This window comes from Nonomuraea jiangxiensis, from assembly GCF_900099965.1.
Lineage (GTDB): Bacteria > Actinomycetota > Actinomycetes > Streptosporangiales > Streptosporangiaceae > Nonomuraea > Nonomuraea jiangxiensis.
Genome location: NZ_FNDJ01000031.1, coordinates 18,277 through 42,365 on the forward strand (window position 1 = coordinate 18,277; position 24,089 = coordinate 42,365).

General features: G+C 71.3%; 26 protein-coding genes. 10 read left to right on the forward strand and 16 right to left on the reverse strand.

The genetic code is table 11. The features are described 5' to 3' along the window. Positions 1-110 precede the first annotated feature (110 nt). Entirely contained in the window at positions 111-1,160 is a 1,050-nt protein-coding gene (locus BLS95_RS44125) for an aldo/keto reductase (protein ID WP_090945586.1), read from the reverse strand. Positions 1,161-1,237: 77 nt separating this feature from the next. Here BLS95_RS44125 and BLS95_RS44130 point away from each other — a divergent pair, with 77 nt between their 5' ends. Then, positions 1,238-1,780, forward strand: coding sequence for a TetR/AcrR family transcriptional regulator (locus BLS95_RS44130; protein WP_090945587.1), 543 nt, complete (start codon positions 1,238-1,240; stop codon positions 1,778-1,780). A gap of 7 nt (positions 1,781-1,787) precedes the next feature. Here BLS95_RS44130 and BLS95_RS44135 read toward each other — a convergent pair whose 3' ends face one another. The 6 genes from BLS95_RS44135 to BLS95_RS44165 form a co-directional block, all read right to left on the reverse strand. Next, a complete protein-coding gene (locus tag BLS95_RS44135; RefSeq protein WP_090945588.1) occupies positions 1,788-2,381 on the reverse strand; it encodes a hypothetical protein in 594 nt (197 codons plus the stop codon). 15 nt (positions 2,382-2,396) lie between these two features. Then, entirely contained in the window at positions 2,397-2,999 is a 603-nt protein-coding gene (locus tag BLS95_RS54925; RefSeq protein WP_143044138.1) for a hypothetical protein, read from the reverse strand. Between the two features lie 29 nt (positions 3,000-3,028). Continuing rightward, positions 3,029-4,027, reverse strand: coding sequence for an NAD-dependent epimerase/dehydratase family protein (locus tag BLS95_RS44150; protein ID WP_090945591.1), 999 nt, complete (start codon positions 4,025-4,027; stop codon positions 3,029-3,031). A gap of 85 nt (positions 4,028-4,112) precedes the next feature. Continuing rightward, positions 4,113-5,246, reverse strand: a complete 1,134-nt coding sequence (locus BLS95_RS44155) for a U32 family peptidase (protein WP_218136277.1) — start codon at positions 5,244-5,246, stop codon at positions 4,113-4,115. Next, positions 5,243-6,439: a mandelate racemase/muconate lactonizing enzyme family protein gene (locus tag BLS95_RS44160; protein WP_090945592.1), complete on the reverse strand. Its 1,197-nt coding sequence runs from the start codon at positions 6,437-6,439 to the stop codon at positions 5,243-5,245. The genes BLS95_RS44155 and BLS95_RS44160 overlap by 4 nt, the downstream gene beginning before the upstream one ends. Before the next feature lie 92 nt (positions 6,440-6,531). Further along, the gene (locus tag BLS95_RS44165) at positions 6,532-7,263 is read right to left on the reverse strand and encodes a FadR/GntR family transcriptional regulator (protein WP_176993712.1); all 732 of its coding nucleotides are present in this window, start codon (positions 7,261-7,263) and stop codon (positions 6,532-6,534) included. A 284-nt stretch (positions 7,264-7,547) separates the two neighbouring features. Here BLS95_RS44165 and BLS95_RS44170 point away from each other — a divergent pair, with 284 nt between their 5' ends. Both BLS95_RS44170 and BLS95_RS44175 read left to right on the forward strand, forming a co-directional pair. Further along, positions 7,548-8,054 carry a hypothetical protein gene (locus BLS95_RS44170; protein ID WP_090945594.1) on the forward strand — a complete coding sequence of 169 codons (507 nt, stop codon included), beginning with the start codon at positions 7,548-7,550 and terminating at the stop codon, positions 8,052-8,054. Between the two features lie 3 nt (positions 8,055-8,057). Then, a complete protein-coding gene (locus tag BLS95_RS44175) occupies positions 8,058-8,516 on the forward strand; it encodes a hypothetical protein (protein ID WP_090945595.1) in 459 nt (152 codons plus the stop codon). Positions 8,517-8,577: 61 nt separating this feature from the next. Here the strand turns inward: BLS95_RS44175 and BLS95_RS44180 are convergent, their stop codons facing one another. Then, positions 8,578-9,870, reverse strand: coding sequence for an aminotransferase class V-fold PLP-dependent enzyme (locus BLS95_RS44180; RefSeq protein ID WP_090945596.1), 1,293 nt, complete (start codon positions 9,868-9,870; stop codon positions 8,578-8,580). A 215-nt stretch (positions 9,871-10,085) separates the two neighbouring features. Here BLS95_RS44180 and BLS95_RS44185 point away from each other — a divergent pair, with 215 nt between their 5' ends. The 3 genes from BLS95_RS44185 (at position 10,086) to BLS95_RS44195 (ending at position 12,936) form a co-directional block, all read left to right on the forward strand. Beyond that, positions 10,086-10,508 (forward strand): hypothetical protein, encoded by a 423-nt coding sequence (locus BLS95_RS44185; protein WP_090945597.1) that lies wholly within the window; start codon positions 10,086-10,088, stop codon positions 10,506-10,508. Positions 10,509-10,603: 95 nt separating this feature from the next. After that, on the forward strand, positions 10,604-11,695 hold the full coding sequence (locus BLS95_RS44190) for a PLP-dependent cysteine synthase family protein (RefSeq protein WP_090945598.1): 1,092 nt from the start codon (positions 10,604-10,606) through the stop codon (positions 11,693-11,695). Continuing rightward, entirely contained in the window at positions 11,692-12,936 is a 1,245-nt protein-coding gene (locus BLS95_RS44195; protein ID WP_090945599.1) for an MFS transporter, read from the forward strand. The genes BLS95_RS44190 and BLS95_RS44195 overlap by 4 nt, the downstream gene beginning before the upstream one ends. Before the next feature lie 78 nt (positions 12,937-13,014). On the opposite strand, the gene BLS95_RS44200 is transcribed toward BLS95_RS44195, so the two are convergent. The 4 genes from BLS95_RS44200 to BLS95_RS44215 form a co-directional block, all read right to left on the reverse strand. Next, positions 13,015-13,629, reverse strand: a complete 615-nt coding sequence (locus tag BLS95_RS44200; protein ID WP_143044139.1) for a copper resistance CopC family protein — start codon at positions 13,627-13,629, stop codon at positions 13,015-13,017. 153 nt (positions 13,630-13,782) lie between these two features. Beyond that, positions 13,783-14,358, reverse strand: coding sequence for a hypothetical protein (locus BLS95_RS44205; protein ID WP_090945601.1), 576 nt, complete (start codon positions 14,356-14,358; stop codon positions 13,783-13,785). 68 nt (positions 14,359-14,426) lie between these two features. Next, positions 14,427-15,233, reverse strand: a complete 807-nt coding sequence (locus BLS95_RS44210) for a hemerythrin domain-containing protein (RefSeq protein WP_245765666.1) — start codon at positions 15,231-15,233, stop codon at positions 14,427-14,429. 235 nt (positions 15,234-15,468) lie between these two features. Beyond that, positions 15,469-16,131: a hypothetical protein gene (locus BLS95_RS44215; RefSeq protein ID WP_143044140.1), complete on the reverse strand. Its 663-nt coding sequence runs from the start codon at positions 16,129-16,131 to the stop codon at positions 15,469-15,471. Between the two features lie 221 nt (positions 16,132-16,352). On the opposite strand from BLS95_RS44215, the gene BLS95_RS44220 reads away from it, so the two are divergent. Together BLS95_RS44220 and BLS95_RS44225 are read left to right on the forward strand one after the other, a co-directional pair. Beyond that, the gene (locus tag BLS95_RS44220; protein WP_090945604.1) at positions 16,353-17,849 is read left to right on the forward strand and encodes a CehA/McbA family metallohydrolase domain-containing protein; all 1,497 of its coding nucleotides are present in this window, start codon (positions 16,353-16,355) and stop codon (positions 17,847-17,849) included. A gap of 248 nt (positions 17,850-18,097) precedes the next feature. After that, entirely contained in the window at positions 18,098-18,376 is a 279-nt protein-coding gene (locus tag BLS95_RS44225) for a hypothetical protein (RefSeq protein WP_090945605.1), read from the forward strand. A gap of 34 nt (positions 18,377-18,410) precedes the next feature. Here BLS95_RS44225 and BLS95_RS44230 read toward each other — a convergent pair whose 3' ends face one another. Then, the gene (locus BLS95_RS44230) at positions 18,411-19,697 is read right to left on the reverse strand and encodes an NsdA family TPR-like regulatory protein (protein WP_245765667.1); all 1,287 of its coding nucleotides are present in this window, start codon (positions 19,695-19,697) and stop codon (positions 18,411-18,413) included. Positions 19,698-19,862: 165 nt separating this feature from the next. On the opposite strand from BLS95_RS44230, the gene BLS95_RS56305 reads away from it, so the two are divergent. After that, on the forward strand, positions 19,863-20,051 hold the full coding sequence (locus tag BLS95_RS56305) for a hypothetical protein (protein WP_176993713.1): 189 nt from the start codon (positions 19,863-19,865) through the stop codon (positions 20,049-20,051). Positions 20,052-20,065: 14 nt separating this feature from the next. Next, complete coding sequence (locus BLS95_RS44235) at positions 20,066-21,526, forward strand: ATP-grasp domain-containing protein (protein WP_090945606.1); 1,461 nt, start codon at positions 20,066-20,068, stop codon at positions 21,524-21,526. A gap of 10 nt (positions 21,527-21,536) precedes the next feature. Here the strand turns inward: BLS95_RS44235 and BLS95_RS44240 are convergent, their stop codons facing one another. The 3 genes from BLS95_RS44240 to BLS95_RS44250 are packed head-to-tail and all read right to left on the reverse strand — an operon-like array spanning position 21,537 to position 24,048. Continuing rightward, a complete protein-coding gene (locus BLS95_RS44240; RefSeq protein ID WP_090945607.1) occupies positions 21,537-22,325 on the reverse strand; it encodes an ABC transporter ATP-binding protein in 789 nt (262 codons plus the stop codon). Then, positions 22,298-23,131, reverse strand: a complete 834-nt coding sequence (locus tag BLS95_RS44245) for an ABC transporter permease (RefSeq protein ID WP_090945608.1) — start codon at positions 23,129-23,131, stop codon at positions 22,298-22,300. Before BLS95_RS44245 ends, BLS95_RS44240 begins: the two co-directional genes overlap by 28 nt. Beyond that, positions 23,128-24,048 (reverse strand): aliphatic sulfonate ABC transporter substrate-binding protein, encoded by a 921-nt coding sequence (locus BLS95_RS44250; protein WP_218136278.1) that lies wholly within the window; start codon positions 24,046-24,048, stop codon positions 23,128-23,130. The genes BLS95_RS44245 and BLS95_RS44250 overlap by 4 nt, the downstream gene beginning before the upstream one ends. Between the last annotated feature and the right edge of the window lie 41 nt (positions 24,049-24,089).

Below are 24,089 nucleotides of genomic sequence, written 5' to 3' on the forward strand. Positions count from 1 at the left end.
GGCGGTGCGCAACCTGAGCGCGGTCGCGTGCTCGATCATCTGGTCGCCGTTGAGGCGGCGCTTTTCTCGCGACCGTCCTCACAGGGCCCTCCGACCCTGCAAGACACGTCCTATGCGTTGGCGTAACCCGGAGTCCGGTCTCGGATCTTCTGCATCTCAGCTTCGTCCGAGATGCCCTGGAAGTCGTAGCGGGGCGTGTACGGCCGTTCAAGAGCAGCAAGTTCCTCATCGGTGAGTTCGATTTGCAGCGAGGCGACCGCGTCGTCGATCTGGGCGGTGGTGTTGGCGCCGACGAGTGGCGCGGTGACGACCGGCTTGCCGTGCAGCCACGCCAGGGCGACCTGAGCCCTGGTGATGCCACGTGCGGCTGCGACCTTGCCGACGGCATCGATGATCGCGCGGTTCGAAGTCTCCTCCGCGGGCGTGTAGAGCTGGTCGGCATAGGCGCCATCGGTCGCCGAACGTGCGGTCGACTTCGCCTCATCCCAGGCGCGAGCCAGCCGGCCGCGGGCGAGCGGGCTCCAGACGATCGTGCCGACTCCCTCGTCCAGGCAGAGCGGGATCATCTCGCGCTCCTCTTCACGGGCCAGCAGGTTGTAGTGGTCCTGCATCGACGCGAACCGCGCCCACCCGTGCCGCTTCTGCAGGTGCAGGGCCTTGGCGAACTCCCAGGCGTGCATCGAGGACGCTCCGAGGTAGCGGACCTTACCCGCCTTGACCAGATCGTGCAGGGCTTCGAGAGTCTCCTCCAGCGGGGTCGTCCGGTCGTTGCGGTGAATCTGGTAGAGGTCGATGTAGTCGGTGCCGAGCCGCCGCAGGCTGTGATCGACCTCGGCCATGATCGCCTTGCGCGAGAGGCCCTTGCCGTTGGGGCCCGGACGCATCGGGTGGCGCAGTTTGGTGGCGATGACGACGTCGTCGCGGTTCGCGAAGTCCTTGACCGCACGGCCCAGGATCTCCTCGCTGGAGCCGTAGGAGTACATGTTGGCGGTGTCGAAGAAGTTGATGCCGGACTCAAGGGCGTGCCTGATGAGCGGGCGGCTGGTTTCTTCGTCCAGCGACCAGACCGGGTGGCCGCGGTCGGGGTCGCCATAGGTCATGGCGCCGATGGCGATCGGAGATACCTCGAGGCCGGTGGTGCCGAGTTTGATGTAGCGCATATTGTTCCTCTATCGTTCTGGAGAGGCCTCCACTTACGGTAGTGGAGACCTCTCCGGATAGCAAGGAGGGTGACGGCATGGTTCGTTCAGACGCCCGCGAGAACCGAGCCCGCATCCTGGAGGCGGCTCGCCAAGCCTTCGCCGAGAGCGGCGACACCTCGATGAACCAGATCGCTCAACGCGCCGGCGTGGGTCCCGGCACCTTGTACCGCAACTTCCCCACCCGCGAGGCGCTCGTCCTCGCCATCTACCAACACGAGGTCGACCAGCTCATCGGCTCGGTGCCAGAACTACTCGCCACGCTGCCGCCGCTGAAGGCACTACAACGCTGGACCACCGACCTGGTCAGCGCCATGCGTAAGAAACACGGCCTCGGCGACGCGCTCAGCTCTGGAGCACACCAGGCGATCACCGAACAAACCTACGGGCCAGTGATCGCGGCCATCACCCAGCTACTCGACGCGGGCAAACGCGATGGCACCATCCGCACCGACGCGGACCCCGGTGACTTCCTCCAGCTCACCGGTGCCCTCTGGCGGGCCGCATCCGGGGCGAAAGACCGATCCCAGCCCATGCTCGGGCTGATCCTCGACGGCCTCAAGGCACACCCCCAGCGCTAACCTCCTGTCAGGAAACCTCCTGCCGGCACGTCTGCATGCCTGCCCCGCGAGAGTCGGCAGCCAGTTCCGCGGTGACCAGCTTGCCGCAGTACAGGTAGCCAACGGTCGGCAGGAAGACGTCCCCGCCGAACCGGATCAGGTCGCCGACCTCCGCCTCCACCAGTTCGAGCCCGGCGGCGAGCGTGGTGCGCTTCCCCGGTCCCGTCACCGTCCGCTCGGTCAGCCTGCACATGCGGCGCACCAGCGGCTGCGGGGCCAGACGCAAACACGTCCACGGATTCAGCACTGGCAGGCGGATCGGCCTGCCGCCCGCCACCCGCAACCGGAACGGCCGCGGGCCGCCGTAGGCGCGCTCGGCGTCCCGCATGATCTGCTCGGCCGTCGCGGCGCTGCCCGTCAGCCGCTCGGCCATCCGCCGGGCGTGCGCGGTCACGATCTCTGTATGCCGCCGGTCGTCACCGGTCGCCGACAACCCGACCGGTTCGGCCGGGGCATCCCACCGCAGGCGCTTGAGCACCGACGCCTGATCCTCGTCCAGGACGCAGACGGCCTCCACGCAGTCGGCGAGGCTGTCCGCGTTACAGTCCAGGCCCGCCCTCACCGTGCGGCACGCTGACTAGCCGTGCGTGTCGGCCAGCGGAGGAAATCCATAGGCGCGACCGGGGGTGCGGAACCAGTCGTCGTCGAGGAAGCGGCCTGTCATCCGTCCCACGATGGTCAGAAAGGCGTGCGCCAGCCGTTCTTCGCCGTCGATCGGATATCCGTCCCGGGGAAGCCCTTCGGCATAGGGCTCAAGCAGCTGCGGCGGCAGCAGTTCGCCCGACGGCAACCCCGGAATTTCCGCGACCACGTTTCCATCTCGGTAATAGTCGAGGTCGGAGAGGCCATCGATCTCCCGGTGCCAACTGACCAGCAGCATTCCCCGATTTCCGGAGCTGAGCCACCACCCTCCCGTTTCCGGGCCGCTGGTGCCGATCACAACAGACCAGTCAGGACTGTGGGGTCCGATCCAGAGACTGTCGTTCTCATGGACCGTCATCGTGGCCGCTTCCTCGACCAGGCACACGTCACGCCCGGATCGCGGATCCAGGCGCAACAATCCGGCGAGCTCGTCGAGGTCCCGTTCCACCCAGAGCCCGAAGAAGGCTTCATCGAACCCGTGAGCCGCCAGCAGTTCATACTGGTCATGTTCTGGCGATGCGGTCCGGAGGTCGGCCATGTCATCGTCTCCAGTCGCTCGGGTCACGGCTACGCCCGGCCGGGCCGGTAAGCGGCGATCAGCCGATCCATGACGGCGTCGAGGCGGGGGTCCACCTGCCGCCGCGCGGGATCCTCGTCGTGCCAGGCTACGATCTGCCGGGCGCCCACGTGGAACGGAATGGTCGCGGTGAAGTCGGGCACCAGGCCGCGGAGCTTCGCGTTGTCGAAGATCCTGGAGTGCGCCTTGTCGCCGAGCAGCCCGGCGCCCCACGCCGGATCCACCGCCGCGATGGCCTCCGAGGGCACGTGGACGATCCTCGCCTCCGCACCGGCCGCCGCCGCAAGCGTCTGCGCGATCTGGTTCCAGGTGAGCATCTCGTCGGAGGTGATGTGGAAGCTGTCGCCGACGGCCTGGGGATGCCCGAGCAGGGGCACCAGGCCGCGGGCGAAGTCCTCGTGGTGGGTGAGCGTCCACAGTGACGTTCCGTCACCGTGCACGACGACCTCTCTCCCCTGCCGCATCCGGGTGATGGCCGTCCAGCCGCCGTCGAACGGGACCCTGGTCCGGTCGTACGTGTGCGACGGCCGTACGATCGTGGCCGGGAAGCCGTCGTCGCGGTAGGCCGCCACGAGCAGGTCCTCGCACGCGATCTTGTTGCGCGAATACTCCAGGACGGGGTTGCGCAGGGGCGTCGACTCCACGATGGGCACCCGGCCGGGCGGCGTCTGGTACGCCGACGCGGAGCTGATGAACACGTACTGGCCGGTCCGACCGCTGAACAGGTCGAGGTCGGCCTGAACGTGCTGAGGTGTGTACGCCACCCAGTTCACCACGGCGTCGAACTCCCGATCGCCGAGCGCGGCCAGGACGGAACCGGAGTCCCGGATGTCGGCGCGCAGGATGGTGACCTCCGGCGGCAGGGGGCGGTGCGTGGTGTGGCCACGGTTGAGCACCGACAGGTCGATGCCGCGGGACACGGCCAGCCAGGAGCAGGCGGAGCTGATGATGCCGCTGCCGCCGATGAACAGAACCTTGAGTGAGGTCACGATCTGGCCCTTCGGTCTTCGGGCGCCGGCTCCACCCGGAGCCGATCGCCGTCATGGTGGGGGGTGAACGGCCTGCTCCGGCCGGTCAGGACGGGGACGTGGGGGGCACCGGGACCCGCAGCTCGGCGCCGTCGCCCCCGGGGATCGAGCCCCGGGCGTCGGGCCGGTGCCGTGCCAGCAGATCCAGGCCCAGGCGGGCGCGGCGTACCCGCTCCCGGCTGAGCGCCACCGTGGTGGCCTCCAGGTGGGTCCCGGCCGGGTAGACGTCCGGGGCGTTCCGCAGGCCGAACTTGATGTGCACCGGCGCGGCAACCTGGACCAGGGTGGGCAGCTCGTAGTGACGGACGAATCCGCCGATGTTGTCGGGGGCCTCCACGTACACGTCGAGCGGGATGCCGACGGCGGCGCGGATCGCGGCGACCTGCGCGAGGGTCAGATCGGTCGGGAGGTTGAGGCTGTCGGCGCCCAGGTCCTCCAGGACCCGGGCCGCCTCGGGATTGGCGGCGGGCAGCATCACCGAGACCTTGGCCTGCATGTCCGGTGGCAGGTGCCCGGCCGCCCTGAGCCGGCCGAAGACGGACAGCACGCCGAGGTCGGCGATGAGCACGCTGCGGAACCCGTACTCGGCCGCCCGCAGGATCTCGTCCAGCACCGCCGCGACCTGGTCCTGCCCGCGTGCCGCCGGTGCCAGGATCATGCCCGCGGGGCTGCGGGCCATCGCGGAGGCGTCCCAGCCCGCGCAGGGACGGGCGAACAGGCTGACCTCGACCCCGGCGTCCGCGGCCAGGGCCGCCATCTCGCCCAGCTCGGGGCCCGTGAGCAGGCCGACGCCCGTGCCCTGGGACACGCGGGTGACCGGCACGCCGAGCGTCCGCGCCGCGGCCAGCACCGCCGCCAGGCACGCCGGACCCTCGACGCTGGGGATCTCCACCCGGTATTGAGCGCCGTCGGGGAACCGCCCCGGCGAGTCCGGCAGCTCGCGCAGGTCGCCCGGCGGCAGTCCGAGCGTGGCCAGCAGTTCCGCAGGACGCGGCATACCGGCCGAGCCGGCGGTCATGCCGGCGGCCGTGTCGGCGGCCGTGTCGGCGGCCGAGCCGGCGGTCATGCCGGCGGCCGTGTCGGCGGCCGTGTCGGCGGCCGAGCCGGCGGTCATGCCGGCGGCCGTGTCGGCGGCCGTGTCGGCGGCCGTGCCGGCGGCCGTGCCTCTCGTGCCGGTCACGACTGGCTCGCCGAGGACGCGGCGGCCGCGGCCACCACCGGGTCGCCGTCACGGCGTTCCCAGCCGTCGCGGACGAGGTTGAAGCGCGCGTTGGTGCGAGGATGGCGGGCACACGCCTCGTGGTCGAGCCGCACGCCGAGCTCCGGCGCGGTGGGCAACGCGAAGCAGCCGTCGGCCGGATCGACGGCCGGCGCGCCCTGGACGAGCTCGGTGACCCACGGGTCGGCGAAGTCGTTGAAGTGTTCGAGGATCTTGTGATTCGGGGTCGCGACGGCGAGGTGCACGTTGGCCGCCGTTCCCACCGGACCGCAGACGTTGTGCGGCGCCATGAGCACGTTGTACGACTCCGCCCACCCGGCGAGCTTCCGCGGCCCCGTGAAGCCGCCGATGTGCGTGAGGTCGGCCTGCACGATGTCCACGAGGCCCTGCTCCAGCAGCTCGCGGTACTCGGGTACGGCGTGCACGCGCTCACCGGTCGCGATGGGGATCGACGTCGCCGCGCGTACCTGGCGCAGGCCCGGCGCGTCGTGCGGCGGGACCGGCTCCTCGATCCACGCTGGCTCGAACCGCTCGATGGCCCGGGCGACCCGGGCCGCGGTCGCCGCGGTGAACCGCCCGTGCATCTCCACCATGAGCTCGACGTCGGGGCCGACCGCCTCGCGGACGGCGCCGAGGATGTCGCACGCCGTCCGGAGGCTCGCGCTTGACAACTCGGCGGTGGCCGCGCCGAACGGGTCGATCTTCAGCCCGCGGTAGCCCCGGGACACCACCTCGGCGGCCGGCCGGGCGATCGCGGCGGGCTCCCGGTCCCCCTGGTACCAGCCGTTCGCGTAGGCGGGAGTGCGTTCCCGGAACCGGCCGCCGAGCAGCTGGTGGACCGGCACGCCCAGGTGCTGCCCCATCAGGTCGTGGCACGCCATGTCGATGGTGGCCAGGGCGGTCTGCGTGACCTCACCGGCCCGGCCGTACTCCTCCCAGGTGAACCGCCACGCCAACCGCTGCAGATCGAACGGGTCGCTGCCGATCACGTAGCGCCGCGACATCTCCTCGATGCACGCCGGCAGGGTGTCGGTCTTGTTCAGCATCCTCGCTTCGCCGAGGCCGCGGAGCCCGTCATCGGTGATGAGTTCGACGAACGTCAACTCCCGCCAGGGGGTGCCGACGACAGTAGTGGCGACTTCGGTGATCTTCACAGTGCCTCCATAGGTCCGGGCAGGGGGCCGCGCGGCCCGTCCGCCCGGAGGTAAGCGGTGCAATCGGTACGGCATCGGGGCCGACGCCTGTCTCAGTCGTCGGCGTCGCTCGTGGGCAGGGCCAGGAACGCCCGCAGGTCCATGCGGGTCTGGACGAGATGCTCACGCATGGCCTCGGCGGCGCCCCGGGCGTCCCGGTCGCGGACCGCGGCCAGGATCCGGGCGTGCTCGTCCATGATGTCGTCCATCGTGCGCCCTCGGGCGAGATGCCCGCGGAGGCTGCGCAACCGGCTCTGACGCATGGGCTCATCCATGGCCTCGATCAGGAAGCTGATCATCTGGTTGCCGCCGGCCGCGGCGAGCACGGCATGGAAACCCACGTCCGCCTGGTTGAACGCCTCCTCGTCCTTCGCCTGGCTCATCGTGTCGAAGGCCAGGTCGAGCGAGGTCAGCGCGGTGCGCGTGGCGTGCTGCGCCGCGAGCGTCGCGGCGTGCACCTCCAGGGCGAGCCGCACCTCGACGAGTTCGAGCAGGTTACGCGGGTCCCGGCGCAGGGAGGCGGCGAAGAACTCGCTCAGCGGAGCCGCGTTGGGGTGGGCGACGGCGGGACGACGACCGTGCCGTACTTCGAGCAGGCCACGGGCCTGCAGCGTGCGTACGCCCTCCCGCACGGTCAGCCGGCTGACCCCCATCGTCGTCGCCAGCTCGCCCTCCGACGGCAGGAACTGACCCGGCTCCAGCTCGCCACCGAAGATGAGCTCCTCCAGGTGCCGCACCACGCCCGCGGTCCGCGACTCGGTCCGTGGCGCTTTCCCGTCGTCCATCGCGTCCCCTGCCGGTTCGGCATTACGGAGCCGGTGTCTCCGGTGCCCTGCCATGGGTTGGGCCGTTCCACCCCTAGGACGATCACACATATCAGACAACTTCTCAACTGACCGCTGACAAGATGTGCCTGCCGACCAATGGTTCGGCACAATCACCGCAGCTTACTGGCATGATCCTCCTCGTCAAGGTTGCCGGAGTTCGCCGAACCCTTGTCAAGTTATCCGATGAGTTCCATCGTGGCGAGAGATCAAGCCCTCCCTCTGCCGTCCGCGCCGATGCGCGAGTGTCCGACCCCGTCCGGGACGCGCCCGTGCTCGTCGGCCACGCCGTCCGCGCGCTCCATCTCACCGCGTGGGCGCGATCGACGTCGCGGCGGAGACCGGGGACCAGGCGCTGCTGGAGCACCTGGCGGCCCAGTTCGACCGGACCGTCGAGCGGCGCGACCGGCGAACCGCGCTACGCCGACCTCATCGAGCGCACCCTCTACAACGTCGTCGCGAAGCTGACCTTCGTCCCTTACCACCTCTGGGGCAACAGGGGGCCGTCCACCAGGCGCGTGTGGACGCCCGCGTCGGGCAGGGTCTTGGCGACCTCCGCGAGTGCCACGACGAGCCGGCGCCGCGCCCGACTCCTGGGTGGAGATCAACCCGCTCGACGCCCGCGCGCTGGGACCTCGCCGAGGGCGCTCCCCCACGCCGCGAACGAGGTCACGGCCACCGGCTGGGACCCGGTGTCCGAACAACCCCGCTACAAGGTCACCGCGGTCCGGCTGACCAGGATGGAAGGATGAGCCGTGTTCCTCGCCCACTACCTCGGGCTGCTGCACCGCTCGGAACGCGAACTCGCCGGCGCCCTGCGCGACGTCGCGGCCGACCACCGGGACGAAGCGGACGTGTTCCACATCTGCCGTCGCCTGGCCGAACGGTGCGACGATCACGTGGGCCGGCTGGCGCCGTTCGTCGAACGCTACGCCGAGGACGCCCCCGACGAGCCGCGGAGACTGCACTCGGCCCTCTTCGACGGCACCCGTGCGGGCGGGCTCGGCCTGCTGCGGGACCTGCACGACCTGTATCTCATGGCGGCCGAGTGCGACGTCACGTGGACCCTGATCGGGCAGGCCGCCCAGGGTGCCCGCGACGAGAAGCCGGCCGGGGTGGTCGCCCGTTGTGAGACGGAGACCGCCATCCAGCTCCTGTGGCTGCGCACCCGGATGAAGCAGGCCGCACCACGGGCACTCGTCGTGGCGACCTGACCCGGCTCCGCGGCCGCACCCCGTTCGCCTCCGCCGGCGGGCCGCCGGCCCGGATGGCGGGTCAGGCGTTCCGGGCCTGCCGGCAGAGGTCGCGCAGGGCGGCCGCGAGCCGATCGATGTCCTGCGTCGAGGTGTAGAGGGCCGGTGTGACGCGGACGGCGTCGCCGCCGGTCATGCCCGTGCGGGCGACGGTGAAGATCCGGTGCTCGTTCATGAGGCGGTCGGCGATGGCGGTGTTGTCGGCCTCCGTGGTCCGCCCGCGGATCCGGAAGGCGGTGATGGCGCCGTACATGCCGGGCTCGTCCGGCGTGAGGACCTCCAGGTTCGGTACGTCGCGCAACTGGTGGACCCAGCGGTCGCGCAGGTGTCGCAGGCGGGCCTGCTTTGCACCGGCGGTGAGCGCCTCGTGGAAGTCCAGGGCGGCCTCCACGGTGAGGAAGGGGGCGACGTTCGTGGTGCCGGAGTGGACGCGGGAGCGGATGTCGGTGGCGGGATAGGTCTCGTCGGCGTAGCGGAGGTCGACGTCGGCCAGGCGGTGTCTGCGGACGTAGAGGAACCCGGCTCCCAGCGGCACGCCCATCCATTTGTGCAGGGAGAAGACGGCGAAGTCGGCGTCGAGGTCGGGGAGGGTGAAGTCGAGCTGCCCCCAGGAGTGGGCGGCGTCCACGATCACGTCGACGCCCCGCGCGCGGGCCATGGACACGATCGGGCGCACGGGGACGACCAGGCCGGTGCGGTTGTTCATGTGGCTGAGCAGGAGCAGCTTCACCTTGGGGTGCTCGCGCAGCGCGCGCTCGTAGGTGTCCAGCACCGCCTGGCGGGTGGCGGGCTCGGGGATGACGATGCGCACGACCTGTACGCCGCGCCGGGATTTCAGCCAGTTCATGGCGTACTGGCCGCTGTGATAGTCGAGATCGGCGTACATGACGTGGTCGCCGGGACGCAGGCGGGCGTATCCGGTGACGAGGTTCTGCAGGGCCTCCGTGCCGCCGCGCGTGAGGGCGATCTCGTCCCTGGCGACGCCGAGCACGCCGGCGATGCGGTCACGGACCTGGTCGGCCTCGGCCTTGTACGTGGTGCGCAGCAGGTGGGAGCTGTACTCGTTGAGGCGGTCGACATTGCGGTGGTAGGCCCGCCGCACCGGCTCCGGCATGACCCCGTAGTAGCCGTTCTCCAGGTTGACGAAGTCCGGGCTCACCCGGAACTGCCGGGCGACGGCGGCCCAGTGACTCTCGTCCCGCGCCAACCCCTCGGCGGTGACCCCGCCGGGCACAGCCGGTACGGCCTCGGCCACCGCGGGACCGGCGGCCAGCGCGCCGAAGCCGGCGACGACCTGGCGTCGGGAAAGGGTCATAAAAGGACACCGCCTGAAATCATTCGGAACGCGCGAATGCCAGTGTGGCCCACATCGGCATTCCGCGCGGCGTTCATTTCCCGTGTGTCGGACGGCCCGGCCCGCAGGATATGCGCGGGCCCCCAGGTCCCCATGGGAAACGGCGACACGAGCTTTGCCGGAACCTTGGATTTCGCCGGGCGCGTCCGGCGGCGTTGCGGGCATTATCGCCAGTGATGCTCACGACGCGAACCATCCGGTCACGCCGTCCGGCCGCCTCCGTTGCCGGCCGGCTGCTGGCGCACGTGGCGCTGGCGCTGTTCGCGGTGGTCGGGGTGGTGTTCGCGCACGGCGGCGCATGCGCGGCCGTGGAGTTGTCGGAGTCGGCGGCGCACGGCGTCCACCTGGAGCACGGCGGTCTCGAACCGGCCGTTCACGGCGCGTACTGCCCGCATCGCAACCTGCCCGAACGGCACCATCACGGGACCGAGCAGGACTGCGGGGCGATCACTCCGACCGGTACGTCGTCGGCCGTGGCCATGCCGGCGCCGGTGCTCGGCTCCGCACCGGCGATGGCCGCCGGGACCCCGTCCGAGCTGACGGGCAGCGCCCGGCTTGACGCGCCCTGCCCGAAAAATCTCTGTGTGATGCGCATATAGGACGCGCGACGTCTATTCGTCGTCCCATGTCCGCTCAGTTTCGCGGCTGTTCCGTCATGCCGGAAATTGCGTCCTTCACTTCGGGGATTCATCAAATGTCATCACCAGTAACTTTCGCGCGCCCGAACGAGGCGCCATCCATCGGATATTCCGCGCTTTCCCTCACGGTCGGCAACACGCCGCTGGCCTTCGTTTCCGAACCGCTCGTACCGGGAGGAGGAGGGTTCTGGGCCAAGCTCGAAGGCTTCAACCCCGGCGGCATCAAGGACCGGCCCGCCCTGCACATGGTGCGCCAGGCCCGCGCCCGGGGCGAGCTGGCGCCGGGCGCGACCATCGTCGAGTCCACCAGCGGCACTCTCGGGCTCGGCCTGGCCCTGGCCGGCATCGTGTTCGGCCACCCGGTCGTGCTGGTGGGCGACCCGGGGATGGAGCCGCTCATGCGCCGGCTGCTCGCCGCCTACGGCGTCCGCCTGGAGATCGTCGCCGAGCCGCATCCGGTCGGCGGCTGGCAGCAGGCCCGCCGTGAACGTGTGCGGCGGCTGCTGGCCGAGATCCCCGGCTCGTACTGCCCCGACCAGTACAACAACCCCGACAACGTCGACGCCTACGCCGGGCTGGCCCACGAACTGCTGAGCCGGCTCCCCCACATCGACACCCTCGTGTGCTCGGTCGGCACCGGCGGGCACAGCGCGGGCATCCACGGCGTGCTGCGCCGCCACTTCCCCGATCTGCAACTGGTCGGCGTGGACACCGTGGGCTCGACCATCTTCGGCCAGCCGGCCCGGACCCGGCTGATGCGCGGCCTCGGCTCCAGCATCCATCCGCGCAACGTCGCCTACGACGCCTTCAGCGAGGTGCACTGGGTCGGCGCCGCCGAAGCGGTCTGGGCCTGCCGCGCACTCGCCACCCGCCACTACGTCTCGGGGGGCTGGAGCACCGGCGCCGTCGCCCTGGTGGCCCGCTGGCTGGCCCGTACCGACCCGGGCCGGACCATCGTCGCGATCTTTCCCGACGGGCCGTGGCGCTACTGGAACACCATCTTCGACGACGACTACTGCCACGCCAACGGCCTGCTCGGCACGGTCCCGGCCGACGAACCGGACCGGCTGTACGTACCGGCGGAGCGCGAGGTGCACCGCTGGACGCGCTGTACCGACGTGATGGACCCGCTGGCAGGTGCGCGGTGAGGGGTACGCTGCGGCAGTTCCGCTCCTTCGACCGGCCGATCCGGCTCCTGCAGGTCAACCAGGCGGGCATCAACCTCGGCTTCTACATGCTCATGCCCTACCTCGCCCAGCAGTTGTCGGCCGGCGCGGGCCTGGCCGCCTGGACCATCGGACTGGTCCTGGGCCTGCGGAACATGAGCCAGCAGGGCATGTTCCTGATCGGCGGCACCCTGGCGGACCGGCTCGGCTACAAGCCGATGATCATGCTCGGGTGCGCGCTGCGGACGGCCGGGTTCGCCCTGTTCGGCCTGACCTCCTCGCTGCCGCTGCTGGTCGTGGCCGCGGTCGTGACAGGGTTCGCGGGGGCGCTGTTCAATCCGGCGGCGCGCGCCTATCTGGCCGTCGCGGCGGGCGAGCGCAAGGTGGCGGCGTTCGCCGTGTTCAACGTGTTCTACCAGGGCGGCATCCTGCTCGGCCCGCTGCTCGGCATCGTCCTGCTGAAGGCCGGGTTCACCGCCGTGTGCCTGTCCGCCGCGGCGATCTTCGCGGTGCTCACCGTCCTACAGGGCCTGTGCCTGCCGGCGCGGCGCGGTCCCGTGCCGGCCGATCGGCCGGTGCTGCGCGATTGGCGGCAGGCGTTCGGCGACCGGGCGTTCGTCTCCTTCGCCGCGGCGATGATCGCCTCCTACGCGCTGTCCTTCCAGATGTACCTGGCCCTGCCGCTCGACGTGCAACGCCTCGGCGGCGGCGAGGCGGAGGTGGCGGCCCTGTACGCGATCTCGGCGCTGCTCGGCATCGCCGGCCAGGTGAGGCTGACCGCCTGGTGCTCCTCCCGGTGGAGCCGGGGTCAGGCGATCAGCCGCGGCCTCGCCCTGATGGGGGTGGCCTTCCTGCCACCGGCCGTGGTCGCCCACCTGCCCGTGGCCGCGCCGTGGGGAATCCTGTCCGTGGCCGCCTGCGTCTTCCTGCTCACCGTGGGGACGCTGGTCGCGTTCCCGTTCGAGATGGCGACCATCGCCGACATGGCGGGAGACCGGCTGATCGGCACCTACTACGGGTTGTACAACCTGCTGTCGGGCCTGGGCATCCTGGCCGCGAACCTGCTGTCGGGCGCCCTGGTCGACGTGGCCCGCTCCGCCGGCGCCGCCGGTCTGCCGTGGGTGCTGCTGGCCGTGGCGGGGCTGGCCTCCGCGGCGGCCGTCAGGCGGCTGGACCGGCGTGGCCGGCTGCCCGCCGGCGGTCAGGTGGCCGCGGCCACCTGACGGGAGGGCTTCCCCTGGTACGGCTCGCGCCGGCCGCACCAGGGGGAGCGGTCGCCACCCGCGGACTGGATGCCGCGGCTACGCGCCGCCGGGGTCGCGGCTCCTGCGCCGGCCGCCGACGAAGATGGCCACGCCCCCGAGCACGAGCGCTCCGACGGCGATCCAGATCCAGCCGGGCACGCTGGCCCCTTCCTCGCTCGCAACCGGCGCCGCCGCGGCCGGGGAGGGAGGTGTCTCGGCGGAGGCCGGGGCGGTCGGTGATGGGGAGGCCGGTGTCTCGGAGGTCGTGGGGGCGGCCTCAGCCGTACTGGGGGATGACGTCACCTTGGGTTCGGTGACGGTGAAACGCAGCTCGCCCTGGATGGGATGGCCGTCGGAGGACACCACCCGCCAGGCGATCCGGTAGCGGCCCGGCTCCAGCTCCTCCTCCGGATCGGCGAACACCTTGACGCCCTTCAGGCGCGGCTCGCCGACCGGAACGGGCTCGCCGTCCGAATCCTCCAGCAGGACGGTGGGCCTGGTCATGCGGGCGGTGAACTCGAGCTCGATGGTCTCCAATCGCTCGATCTTGGCTTTGTCGGCGGGTGAGCTCGACTTGAGCCGGTCATGCGCCAGTGCCGCCGGAGCGGTCAGGAGCAGGACCAGCGCGGTGACGGCCGTCGTCGCCGCGGCGCGGCGTATGAGAGTGGGCACGTGAGTCAATGCGGGACTCCGAAGAATGTCGGACCCGGTGGCGTACCGGGTGAAAGGTGCGGCACCCGCTGGGTCGCCAGCACGGCGATGAGCACGTCCGGCGTGGAGAACGCGGGCAGGTGCGACGGGGAAGAGGTTCTGTCCGTGGCGCGATCAGCCGCGGAACCGCCGCCGCGCGGGCGGGCCGCGGCGCGGCGCCGTCCGGGTCAGCAGGGCCGGGACACGCCGCGCCGTCTCCGGCGGGCCCGGCGCCGGGCCGGGGTGCGCGGTGACCGGTACGCAGGCCACCAGTACGGACAGCGCGGTCGCCAGCAGGCGCCACCAGCGGCCCATGCGTACGGCGCCCAGGTGGAGCAGCGCGGCCAGTGCCAGCTCGCCCCGCGCCAACCACCAGCTCGAACCCAGCGCCACCATGACATGGATGAGCAGCATGCCCGGCCCGGTGCCGTGTCCGTGGCCCACCGGCACGAAGGGTGGTTCGTCGGCGGCGAACAGCTGGTGCAGGCCGTACTGGGAGACTCCGCACAGGGCCAGCAGCTCGGGCCAGCCGCACTGGCGGTAGCCGAGCGCGTAGGCGCCCGCCCAGGTCGTCGCCGCTGCCAGGACGAGCGACCCCGGCCCGATCGCGGCACCGCCGACGAACAGGTGGAGGGCAGCCGAGGCCAGGAGGCAGACGGCCGTGAAGACCGCGGCGCGCAGTGCGCGGACCACCGGACGGCCGACATGCATGCCGTCATCCTGCCAGAGCACGGAACCGGCCGGGCGCCGCCCGGGTCAACGCCGCCACGCGGCGGCTCTCATCCCCGCGGGGTGAACTGGGCCAGGTCGTAGATGCCCAGGGCCTTCTCGATGTCGGCGACCTGGTTGACCACGCCGGTGAAGCCTGCCTGGCCGAAGCGGCGGTGCTCCTCGTCCTCGAAGATCTCGGCCATCTCCAGGAACCGCCTGGGCGGCACGACGTCGCGCAGGGCCGGGAAGACGACGGTGTCCTCGCGGGCCTCGTGCGGCTCGTACATGCGGATGAACGCCGTCATGTCGGCGACCAGGCGCTGCCGCCCCGGGGCGGGCGACCCGGTGCCGGTGGGGCCGGCCGCCGGGGTGCCGGTGGCGTCGATGATGCGGCCGGTCACGACGCGACCGCGCTGGTGCTGCCGCACCAGTACGGGCACCACGTCGGTCAGCTTGCCGGCCTGGACGAGGGGCGGGAAGACGTACCGCTCCTCCAGCCGCTCGTGGTACTCCTCGATGAAGCTGCGGATGAGGCGCGCCCCGGCGTTCAGCTCCCGGGCCGGCACCGGCTCCCCTGCCTCGATCCGCCGGATGCCCTCGCGGTAGATGAGCAGGATCCGCTTGAGCACCCCGTGCTCCCGCATCAGGTCCTCCGGCGGAGTGACGGGAACCTCCTCCTCCGTCCTGCCCTCAGTAGGTGAACCCGTCGGCGTTCCCGTCGGCGTTCCCGTCGGTGACATGGGCCCGGTCATCGCTCCTATGCCGCCGGCGCAGCCGGCCACCGCCAGCCCGCCCGCCAACGCCGCGGGCAGCGCCAGCACGTCACGCCGCCGCACCCGCGGCACCCGGCAGGCATCCAGCTCGCGATCCTTCACCGTCCACCGCCCCGCAGTCCCCAGAGCCGACCATGCCTTCGGAGTCCTTCCCCCGGATGGCGGCCCGCAGGTCATGTCCCGGGCAAGGCTTGTCCCGCACCCGCAGAACTTCCCCTGCCGACGCCCGCCGGGCCGGCGCCGTCAGCGTGAGCGCCATGCCCTGCGGGTCCTCGTACAGGCCATCGGCCCGCGCGCCCGGCCGGCCCTCGCCTCGAAGCGGCGGCGGAGCAGGGGGTCAGCTCTGCCGAGCGGCTCGGCGTCGGCGGATGATCAGGGTCAGTCCGGCGATCAGGATCAACGCGACGAGTGCCGCGCCCGTGGCGGTCCAGCGCCAGTCGAGGCTCGTCGCGGTCGCCCGCGCGGGTTGGGCCTGGACGCCTTGTGGTGACATCGCGCTCACCCTCGTGGGGCTGCCCAGGGCGGCGACGAGTGCGGCGTCGACCGGGCCCGCCGGACCGGCCTGGCCGGGTGGCCCCTCCTCGGTGGGCCGCAGCGGGCCGGTGCCCGGCGCGACCGGCCGGTTGCCGGCGCAGGAGCCCGAGGACAGGCCGGCTTCCGGGACGATCCCGGTGCCGGAGGTGGCGAACACGAGGTAGCGCGTGCCCTTGGTAAAGGAATATCCGCAGGCAGCGCTATCGACGTTGGTGGTGACGGTGTACCGGGCGGCCGGGGTGCCCTTGTAGACGTTGTCCGCGCGGAAGGTGTAGACGGCCCGCGCGCCGACCGGGCCGGACTCGGTCACCCGGGCTGCCGTGGCGGTGCCCGTGAAGACCGCCTTGGCGTTGGCCACCGCCGCCGCCGGCGTCATTTCCGCGCACTTACAGGCATGTGCCGCGGTGGACGTGACCGTCACGAGGGCGGCGACGAGCGCGAGGAGAGCGAGCAGTCGGAGCGTCACGCTGCTGGAGCGTGCGGCGGTTCGCGGGTGGCGGTGGTGCATCCCTCCATGATGCTGCAGACCGGTCCCTCGACTGTCGTAGGCCCTGCTCTCCGGCATTTCGCCCACGACGGCATTGATCAAGTGTTCCGCGTCCCGCCGATCACCGTTCACACAGCGTTAGTCGATCTCTTTGAAGCTTGCCGGTTGGCACCCCAACTTGAAGTAGGAAAGGCATCACCGTGAGGAACAAGAAGGCCGAAGAGTCTGAGCTCTCCGGGCTTTCCCGGCGTCGGCTGGTCAAGTACGCCGGTGTCGGCGCGACGCTGGCCGCCGCGGCCCCCTTGGTGGGCGGCACCCCGGCGCAGGCCGATGACGACCGCAAGTTCGGCGGCAACGGCGGTAACAACGGCCGGATGTGGCGCGCGGGCGACCACCACATCCACTCCGAATACAGCGGCGAGTTCGACACCAAGACCAACCCGCCGACCTTCCACAAGGGCGCCGACGCGGTCTACCCGATCGTCACCAACGCGATCATGGCCAAGTATTTCGGTCTGACCTGGGCGATGTGCACCGACCACGGCGGCCCGACACACTCGAAGGTCAACCTGGAGCAGGCCTACCCCGACCTGCTGCGCTCGCGCGTACTCGTGCCCGAGGTGCTGCAGTTCTGGGGCATGGAGTTCGACGCGCCGAAGCTGGACCACCACACCCTGATGATCCCGCACCACAGCGACGAGGCGCAGCAGCTGTTCGAGCTGGAGAGCCGCTTCGCCAAGCTGGACGCCTTCCCCAGCGACCCGGGCCGCGACACCGAGGCCAAGATGGTGGAGTTCCTCAGGACCGCCCGCGACATGCCGCGCAAGCCGCTGGTCATCGCCCACCACGCGGCGCGGTCGGCGACCGGGCTGGGTGTGTGGGGCCAGGACACCCCACGCGAGTTCCGCAACGGCAACAACGCGGCCCCCGACGTCTACGTCGGCTTCGAGGGCGCGCCGGGTCACCAGGCGGGCCCGCTGAACGGCGGCGCGCGCGGCGGCTACGGCAACCACCCCACCTACGGCGGCTTCGACCAGATGACCGCCCGGGTCGGCGGCCTGTGGGACTCCCTGCTCGGCGAGGGCCGGCACTGGTGGATCACCGCGACCTCCGACTCGCACGTGCACTGGACCCGCGGCGGCTCGGACTTCTGGCCGGGCGAGTACAGCAAGACGTACGTGGCGGCGCGCCAGGACTACGACGACATCATGGACGCCCTGCGCAACGGCCGGATCTTCGTCACCACCGGTGACCTGATCACCGCCCTCGACGTCACCGCCAGCAGCCAGGGCCGCAAGGCCACGGTCAGCGAGACGCTCGTGGTCAGCAGCCGCAACCGCAACGACGTCGACGTGGAGATCCGTTTCCGGCCGCTGGAGGGCGAGAACGGCAACGGCGACCGTCCGGAGGTGCGGCGCGTCGACCTGATCGTCGGCCAGGTCACCGGTGTCAGCGCCAACCTGGACGCCGACACCAACCCCACCACCAAGGTCGTCGCCCGCTTCGGCGAGCGCGACTGGCGCCGCCAGGGCCAGGACTACGTCATCAAGTACACCCTGCGCGACGTGGGCGCCGACAGCTACCTGCGGGTGCGCGGCACCTCCACCGACGAGATGGAGCCGCAGGCCGACGGCCTGGAGAGCCCGTGGGAGGACCTCTGGTTCTACTCCAACCCGGTCTTCATCCGCGTCCGCTGATGACGCGTCTCGCGGTCCCCGAGTCCTGGGGGCCGCGGCCGTGAGCAGGGGCTGGTGATCGGCGACGGCACGCCGTAGCCGATCAGCAGCCCACCTCGTCGCGGCCAGGGTTAGCGCTTGATCACCGCTCCTCGGCGGTATATCTCAAGCCGAGCTTAAGAAGGAGCGGCAGCCGTGGTCGCCACGGCCGGCGCCCGGCACGCTGGAAGTGCTGGCGTTCAGGCCGAGACGACGAGGGGGAGCCCGCCGTGGCGTTGACACCCGATCACGAGGACCGATGGGCGGGCGGGCCCGGTGCCGGGCAGTCCGTGGAAGAGCTGCCCGAGCGCGTCGAGGCGCGCGTCCTGATGCTGTACGGCACGCAGGCCGAGGTCGTCACGGCCCACCATCCCGCCGATGACCCCGTATGTGTGCCCGCGGCCGCCCTCGCCCTGCAACTCGGGGTGGACCTGCGGTCGTTGCCCGGTAGGCGTTTCTCCGCGGCCGTCCTGGACGACCGGGTGGTCGATGCTGAGCTGATCAGCTGATACACCGACCGAGTCGTTCATGGACGCCACCGGATCACCCGGCGACGAGCAGGCGGTCGGCTTCGGCGACCAGCTTGTTCGCGCGGTAGGGCTGCCAGGCAGCGCGCAGTTCGCGGAGCTGGTTGCGCACTCGCGCCGATGAGATGGCCCCGATATCGCCTCCGAGGTTCAGGACGGTGACGGCGGCCTGTTCGATGTCCTTGGCAAGGACATAAGCGTGGGCCGCCCGCAGGCCGATCAGCGCGCGGGTCCGTCCCTCGACCGGGCGTCGCGCGTCCATGGAGGCGGCGTAGTGACGTGCGGCGGTGGCATGGTCGCCGAGCTGGGTGAGGGCCAGCCCGGTCTGGTGCTCGAAGCTCTCGCGCCGGTAGTTGCCGGTCCACTCCGACTCCGGCAGCGAATCGGCACGTTCCAGCTGCTTCTCCGTATGGCGGAGCAGCGTGAACGCGTCCCACCGGCTGCCGTTGGCCGCCTGCGCCTCGGCCTGCATACCGGTGACCCAGGCCAGCGTGCGGAGGGGGCCGTAGCCCCGCAGCGAGGACGCGGCGGCCTCGGAGAGCGCGAGCGCCTCGCGATCGTGACCGAGCTCCGTCGCCTGCACCGCCATGCTGCGCAGGCCGGTCGCGCGCAACGTGAGATCGCCCGCCTCTTCGGCCAGGCGCACGGAGCTGATGTAGTAGCGCTGGGCCAGCGCGTGCTGCCCGGCGTCCATCGCCATGTACGCGGCGAGGTAGGTCAGTTCGGCGGCGGCACGGAACAGGTCCGGGCGGGCTCGACCGCTGGTGCCGTGTAACAACGGGGTGACGTCGCGTACCAGGTAGGCGGCCACGGCAGGGCGCGCGTGACCGCCGCCGTACTGATCGTCCAGATCGGCGAACGCCCGCGTGGTGGAGCGGATGCGGCCGACGTCGGCGGCGCCCCCTCGCCGGGTCCGCGGCGGGGGCTCCTCTCCCCCGGCCGACAAGCCGGTCAGCGCCGCGAGGGTGAACGCGCTCGCGGTCAGCACTGCCCGGCGATTGAGCATGTCGTCCTCCCCCAGCGCGGCCAGCCGAGCGACCGGATCGCCCTGCCAGGGGTCATCGGTGGACCAGGTGATGGAGGTGTCCGGCCATCCCAGGTCTCCTGGAGTCAGGTCCGGTCGGTTGAGGCGGCGGCGAAACGCCTCAACAGCCGCGTTTATACCCTCCGTACGCGGGATGGTCCCGTTCAACCAATGTCCGATCGCTGAGCGGTCGTAGTACACGGGATCGGGCGTCTCGGCGGCGACCGCGTTGACGTGCTCCGCAGTAGCGGCGTGTGTCCAACCAGCCTGCTCGATCACCGTAGCGAGAGCCCGGTTGGCGATCGGGCGCGTGCGTCGGGGGGCCATCTTCACATCGCTTCACATCGCGTTCCCCTCGACGATGCGCCGCGCCCCAGCGCACCGTCAATAGCACAAACCGTAACCATATGGCTCAAGCCACAAGCCGAGTACGCGGAGGGAACCATGCGCATTCCGGTCGATGGAGTCGGTCTGCCTGGCAAGATCATGCTGGTCGGGGAGCTCGCCCACCTCCTCGACGAGCGGGGCCAGCCCACCCCATCCCCCACCTGGACGCCGCCGCGCCGGCGACGCCCGTTGGCCCCGTTCGAGATCGCGCCCACCGTCCCGGCGCCGTCCCGGCGGGCCGCATGATGAGCTCTCCCGACATGGACGCGGGACGCCTGGACGCGGCGGCCAAGGAACTGCAACGGCTGCTGGCCGGCCGCCCGCTCGTCACCGCCGAACCGTTCACCACCTCGCTGCGGACCGGCTACACCGGACCGGCCGCCATCGAGCCGCTGCGCCCCACGCTGAGCATCGGCTGCTACCCGGCCTGGACCCCGGCCATGCCCGGTGCGAGCCTCGCGGCCGAGAACCGTACCCAGGTGAGATCGCGGGCCGAGCGGCACGGATGGCTGGCGAGGGTACGGCACGACGCGGAACGCCGGCTGGTCACGCTGGATCAACCGCCCGTCATCACAGCCTGGGACACGACCGCCCACCTGCGGCAACTCGCGGGCGCGCACAGCACCATCGCGGCCATCGACGGCGCCTTGGGGAACGCGATCGAGGCCAAGCACGTCTTCGACGAGCTGCTGCGCGCGGCGGGCGTCCCCGCCGCCGTACGCATTCCCTGCGTGCACGTCGAGCGCCTGCCCGCACTGGCCGAACTGCGCAGCGCCGTCGGCACCACCACGGTGGTGGTCCAGGCCGGGGTGACCTCGGGCGGACGCGGAACGGTGATCGTCTCCGGCGAGGAGGACCTGCCCCGGGCCGCCCAGCTGCTCGGCCCCTATCGAGTGGCCGCGTTCGTCGACGGCTGGTCATCGAACATCACCGTGCTCAGCATCCCGGCCGGCGACGGCGTCCGCGTCTACGTGGACCGGCCCTCTCACAGGTCGGTGGGGGTCACCGAGCTGGGCACCGGTCCGGCCAGGTGCGCGGGTGACGACTGGTCGCGGCCGTGGCCCGCCGACGCCGTCGCGCTGATCATCGAGTGCGCCGAACGCATCGCGGACTGGGCATGGCGGCGCTACCGCATAGCCGGACTGTTCAACCTGGACGCCATCCTGACCCCCGACCAGCGGGTCTACCTGAACGAGATCAACTGGCGCGACCAGGGCACCACCGAAGTGTCCGCCGTCAACCAGCAGCTACGCGGCCTGCCGCCCTTCATCGTCGCCCACCTGGCCGTGATGCTCGGCGGGCAGGTGACCTGGCTGGGCGATCCGGAGGAGTTCAACCAGGACACCATCGCGCAGTCCGGCAGGGCGGGCGGCCCGTACTCCGTCAAGGCCCGTCTCACCCACCAGGCTCCGTCCCGCATCGGCCCCGGCCACCCCTCGGGCGTCTACCGGCTCGACCTGAGCAACCGACTCCACCGGGTCCGCCCCGGCGCGCATCCGGCCGATGCCGACACCGACAGCGACGAGATCCTGCTCGCCAACCTTCCCGGCCCGGACGTGCTGTGCCACCCGGGCGCCGAGATCGCCACCATCGAGGGTCTCACCAGCGGTGGCCGCCGCCCCTTCATCGGCCCCCACAGCGCCGCCGCCTTCACCTTGCGGGTCCACACCGCCCTGCACCGCCTGTTCCGCCCCTGTCCCCCGGCCGAAGGGGAGCGCTGAGGTTTCGCCGTCAGGATTGGTCCGGGCTCGTGGGGACGCGGAGGCGGGTGAGCAGATGGCGGCGTAGGGCTCCGAAGCCGGGGTCGTCCTGCGCCCGTGGGTGAGGAAGCGTGACAGGGTTGTCCTCGGCGATGCGCCCGTCCTCCAGTACGAGGGTGCGGTCGGCCAGCAGCAGCGCCTCGTTCACGTCGTGCGTGACCAGGAGGGCGGCGAAGTCGTGTTCGCCGCGTAGGCGGAAGAAGAGCGCCTGCATCCTGAGCCGGTTGAGCGCGTCGAGGGCGGCGAAGGGCTCGTCGAGCAGCAGGAAGTCGGGCTCGCGGACGAGCGCGCGGGCCAGCGCCACCCGCTGGGCCTGGCCGCCGGAAAGCTCCGAGGGCCAGGCGCGCCCCCGGTCCGCGAGGCCGACCTCCGCCAGGGCCGCGGCCGTACGCTGGGGCACGCCGGGTCCGCGCAGGCCGAGTGCGATGTTGCCGGCGACCCGCTTCCACGGCAGCAGGCGGTGTTCCTGGAACACCACCGCGGTACGCCCGTTGGTGCTCACCTCGCCGTCCGCCTCGGAGTCGAGCCCCGCCAGGACGCGCAGCAGCGTGCTCTTGCCCGAGCCGCTGGCGCCGAGCAGCGCGACCACCTCACCCCGGCGGATCCGCAGATCGACGCCGTCGAGGACGACCGCGTCCCCGAACCGCCGCACGATTCCCACGGCGCTGACCACCGCATCCGCCGCCGTGTCCGCCGCCGTGTCCGCCGCCGTGTCCGCCGCCGTGGGGTGACTCAGCTCGCCTTGAGGCCGCGCCGCCATGCCAGGGCCCTCCCTTCCGCCGTACGCAGGGCCAGGTCGGACAGCAGGCCGAGCATGGCGTAGATGAGCAGTCCCAGGACGACGACGTCGGTCTGAGCGAACTCGCGGGCCTCCATCATCATGAACCCGAGCCCGCTCTGGGCGTTGACCTGCTCGCCGACCACCAGGCTGAGCCATCCCGCGCCGAACGCGAGGCGCAGGCCGAGGAACAGCGACGGCAGCGCGCCCGGCAGGACGACGTGGAACAGCCGGGCGGGAGCGGAGAGGCCGCAGGTCCGCGCGGCCTCCACCAGCCGCTCGTCGATGTTGCGGATGCCGCTGTAGGTGTTGAGGTAGATCGGGAAGAAGGCCCCCAGCGCGACCAGCGAGATCTTCAGCGGCTCCCCGATGCCGACCCAGATGAGCAGCAGCGGGACCAGGCCGAGGTGCGGCAGCATCCGTGCCATCTGGACCGGAGGGTCGACGAGGTCGTCGCCGAGCCGCAGGAGCCCGGCGACCGACCCGAGTGCGAGCCCGAGGCCGCCGCCGATGGCCAGGCCGATGACGGCCCGGGTCAGCGAGTCGAGCAGATGCCGCCAGAGCGTGCCGTCGGCCGCCAGCCGCCAGCCCGCGGCCAGCACGTCGCTGGGCGCCGACAACTTCTCCGGCGGCAGTATCCCGGCCCGCGACGCCCCCTCCCACAGGGCGACGATGAGCAGCGGCGTGATGATCCGGCGCCAGCGGGTGGAGCCCGGCCGCCGGGAGCCCCGCGGCGGCCGGGTCCGGCCGGCCTCCGCCTGCGGGGCCCGTACCTGCGTCGATGTCACCGCAGGACCTCGCTGAACCTGTCGTCGATGCGCGCGGCGATGTCGACCTTGCCGGGGATGAGCGCCAGCGAGGCGAAGCCGTCGGCGATGTGCTGCAACTCCGCGCCGATCGCGGGCGTCACCGGGGCGACGGGTTTGGCGCTGCGGGCCAGGGCTCGCTTGGCGACGTCCTCGGGGATGTTCAGCTCCGGGGCGAGGGCGCGGGCCCGGTCGTCGGGGTGGGCGATGCCCCAGTCGGTCACCTCGCGGTATTTCTGCAGGAACTGCTTGATCTGCGCGGACTTCTCCGTCAGCGCGGCCGGCGAGGCGAGCACGTACTCCCGGTTGCCCGCGAGGCCGGTCGCGTCGGCGAGCACCTTGACGCCCGGCTGCTCGGCCAGCGCGAAGTACGGATCCCAGATGATCCACGCGTCGACCTGGCCGTTGTCGAACGCCGGGCGCCCTTCCGCCGGCTTGAGATACTTGACGCTCACGTCGTCGATCGACATCCCGTTCGTCTCCAGCAGGCGTACGAGCAGCCAGTTGACGTTCGACCCCTTGTTGAGCGCGATCGACCTGCCCTTCAGGTCCTTGAACGTCTTGATGCCGCTGCTCTCCTTGACCAGTACGGCCTCGCCCTGCGGCACCTCGGCGGACGTGCTGATGATCCTGAAGTCGGTCTTCCCCGCCGCCGCGAAGATCGGCGGCGCCTCACCGGTGATCCCGATGTCGATCGCCCCGGCCTTGAGCGCCTCGGTCACCGCCGGCCCGCTCTCGAACAGCGACCACGCCACCTGCGGGGCCGCGCCGCGCGCCTTGACCAGGGCCAGCCCGCCGAAGCGCTGGTATCCCACCCGCAGCGCCTGGTCGCCCCCGGCGGCCTGCGACGCTTCGCCGCCGCAGGCGACGCCGCCCAGCAGCAGGGCGAGGACACCCACAAGACTCATGAGAAACCGCGGGACCCCTACGCCCATGCCGC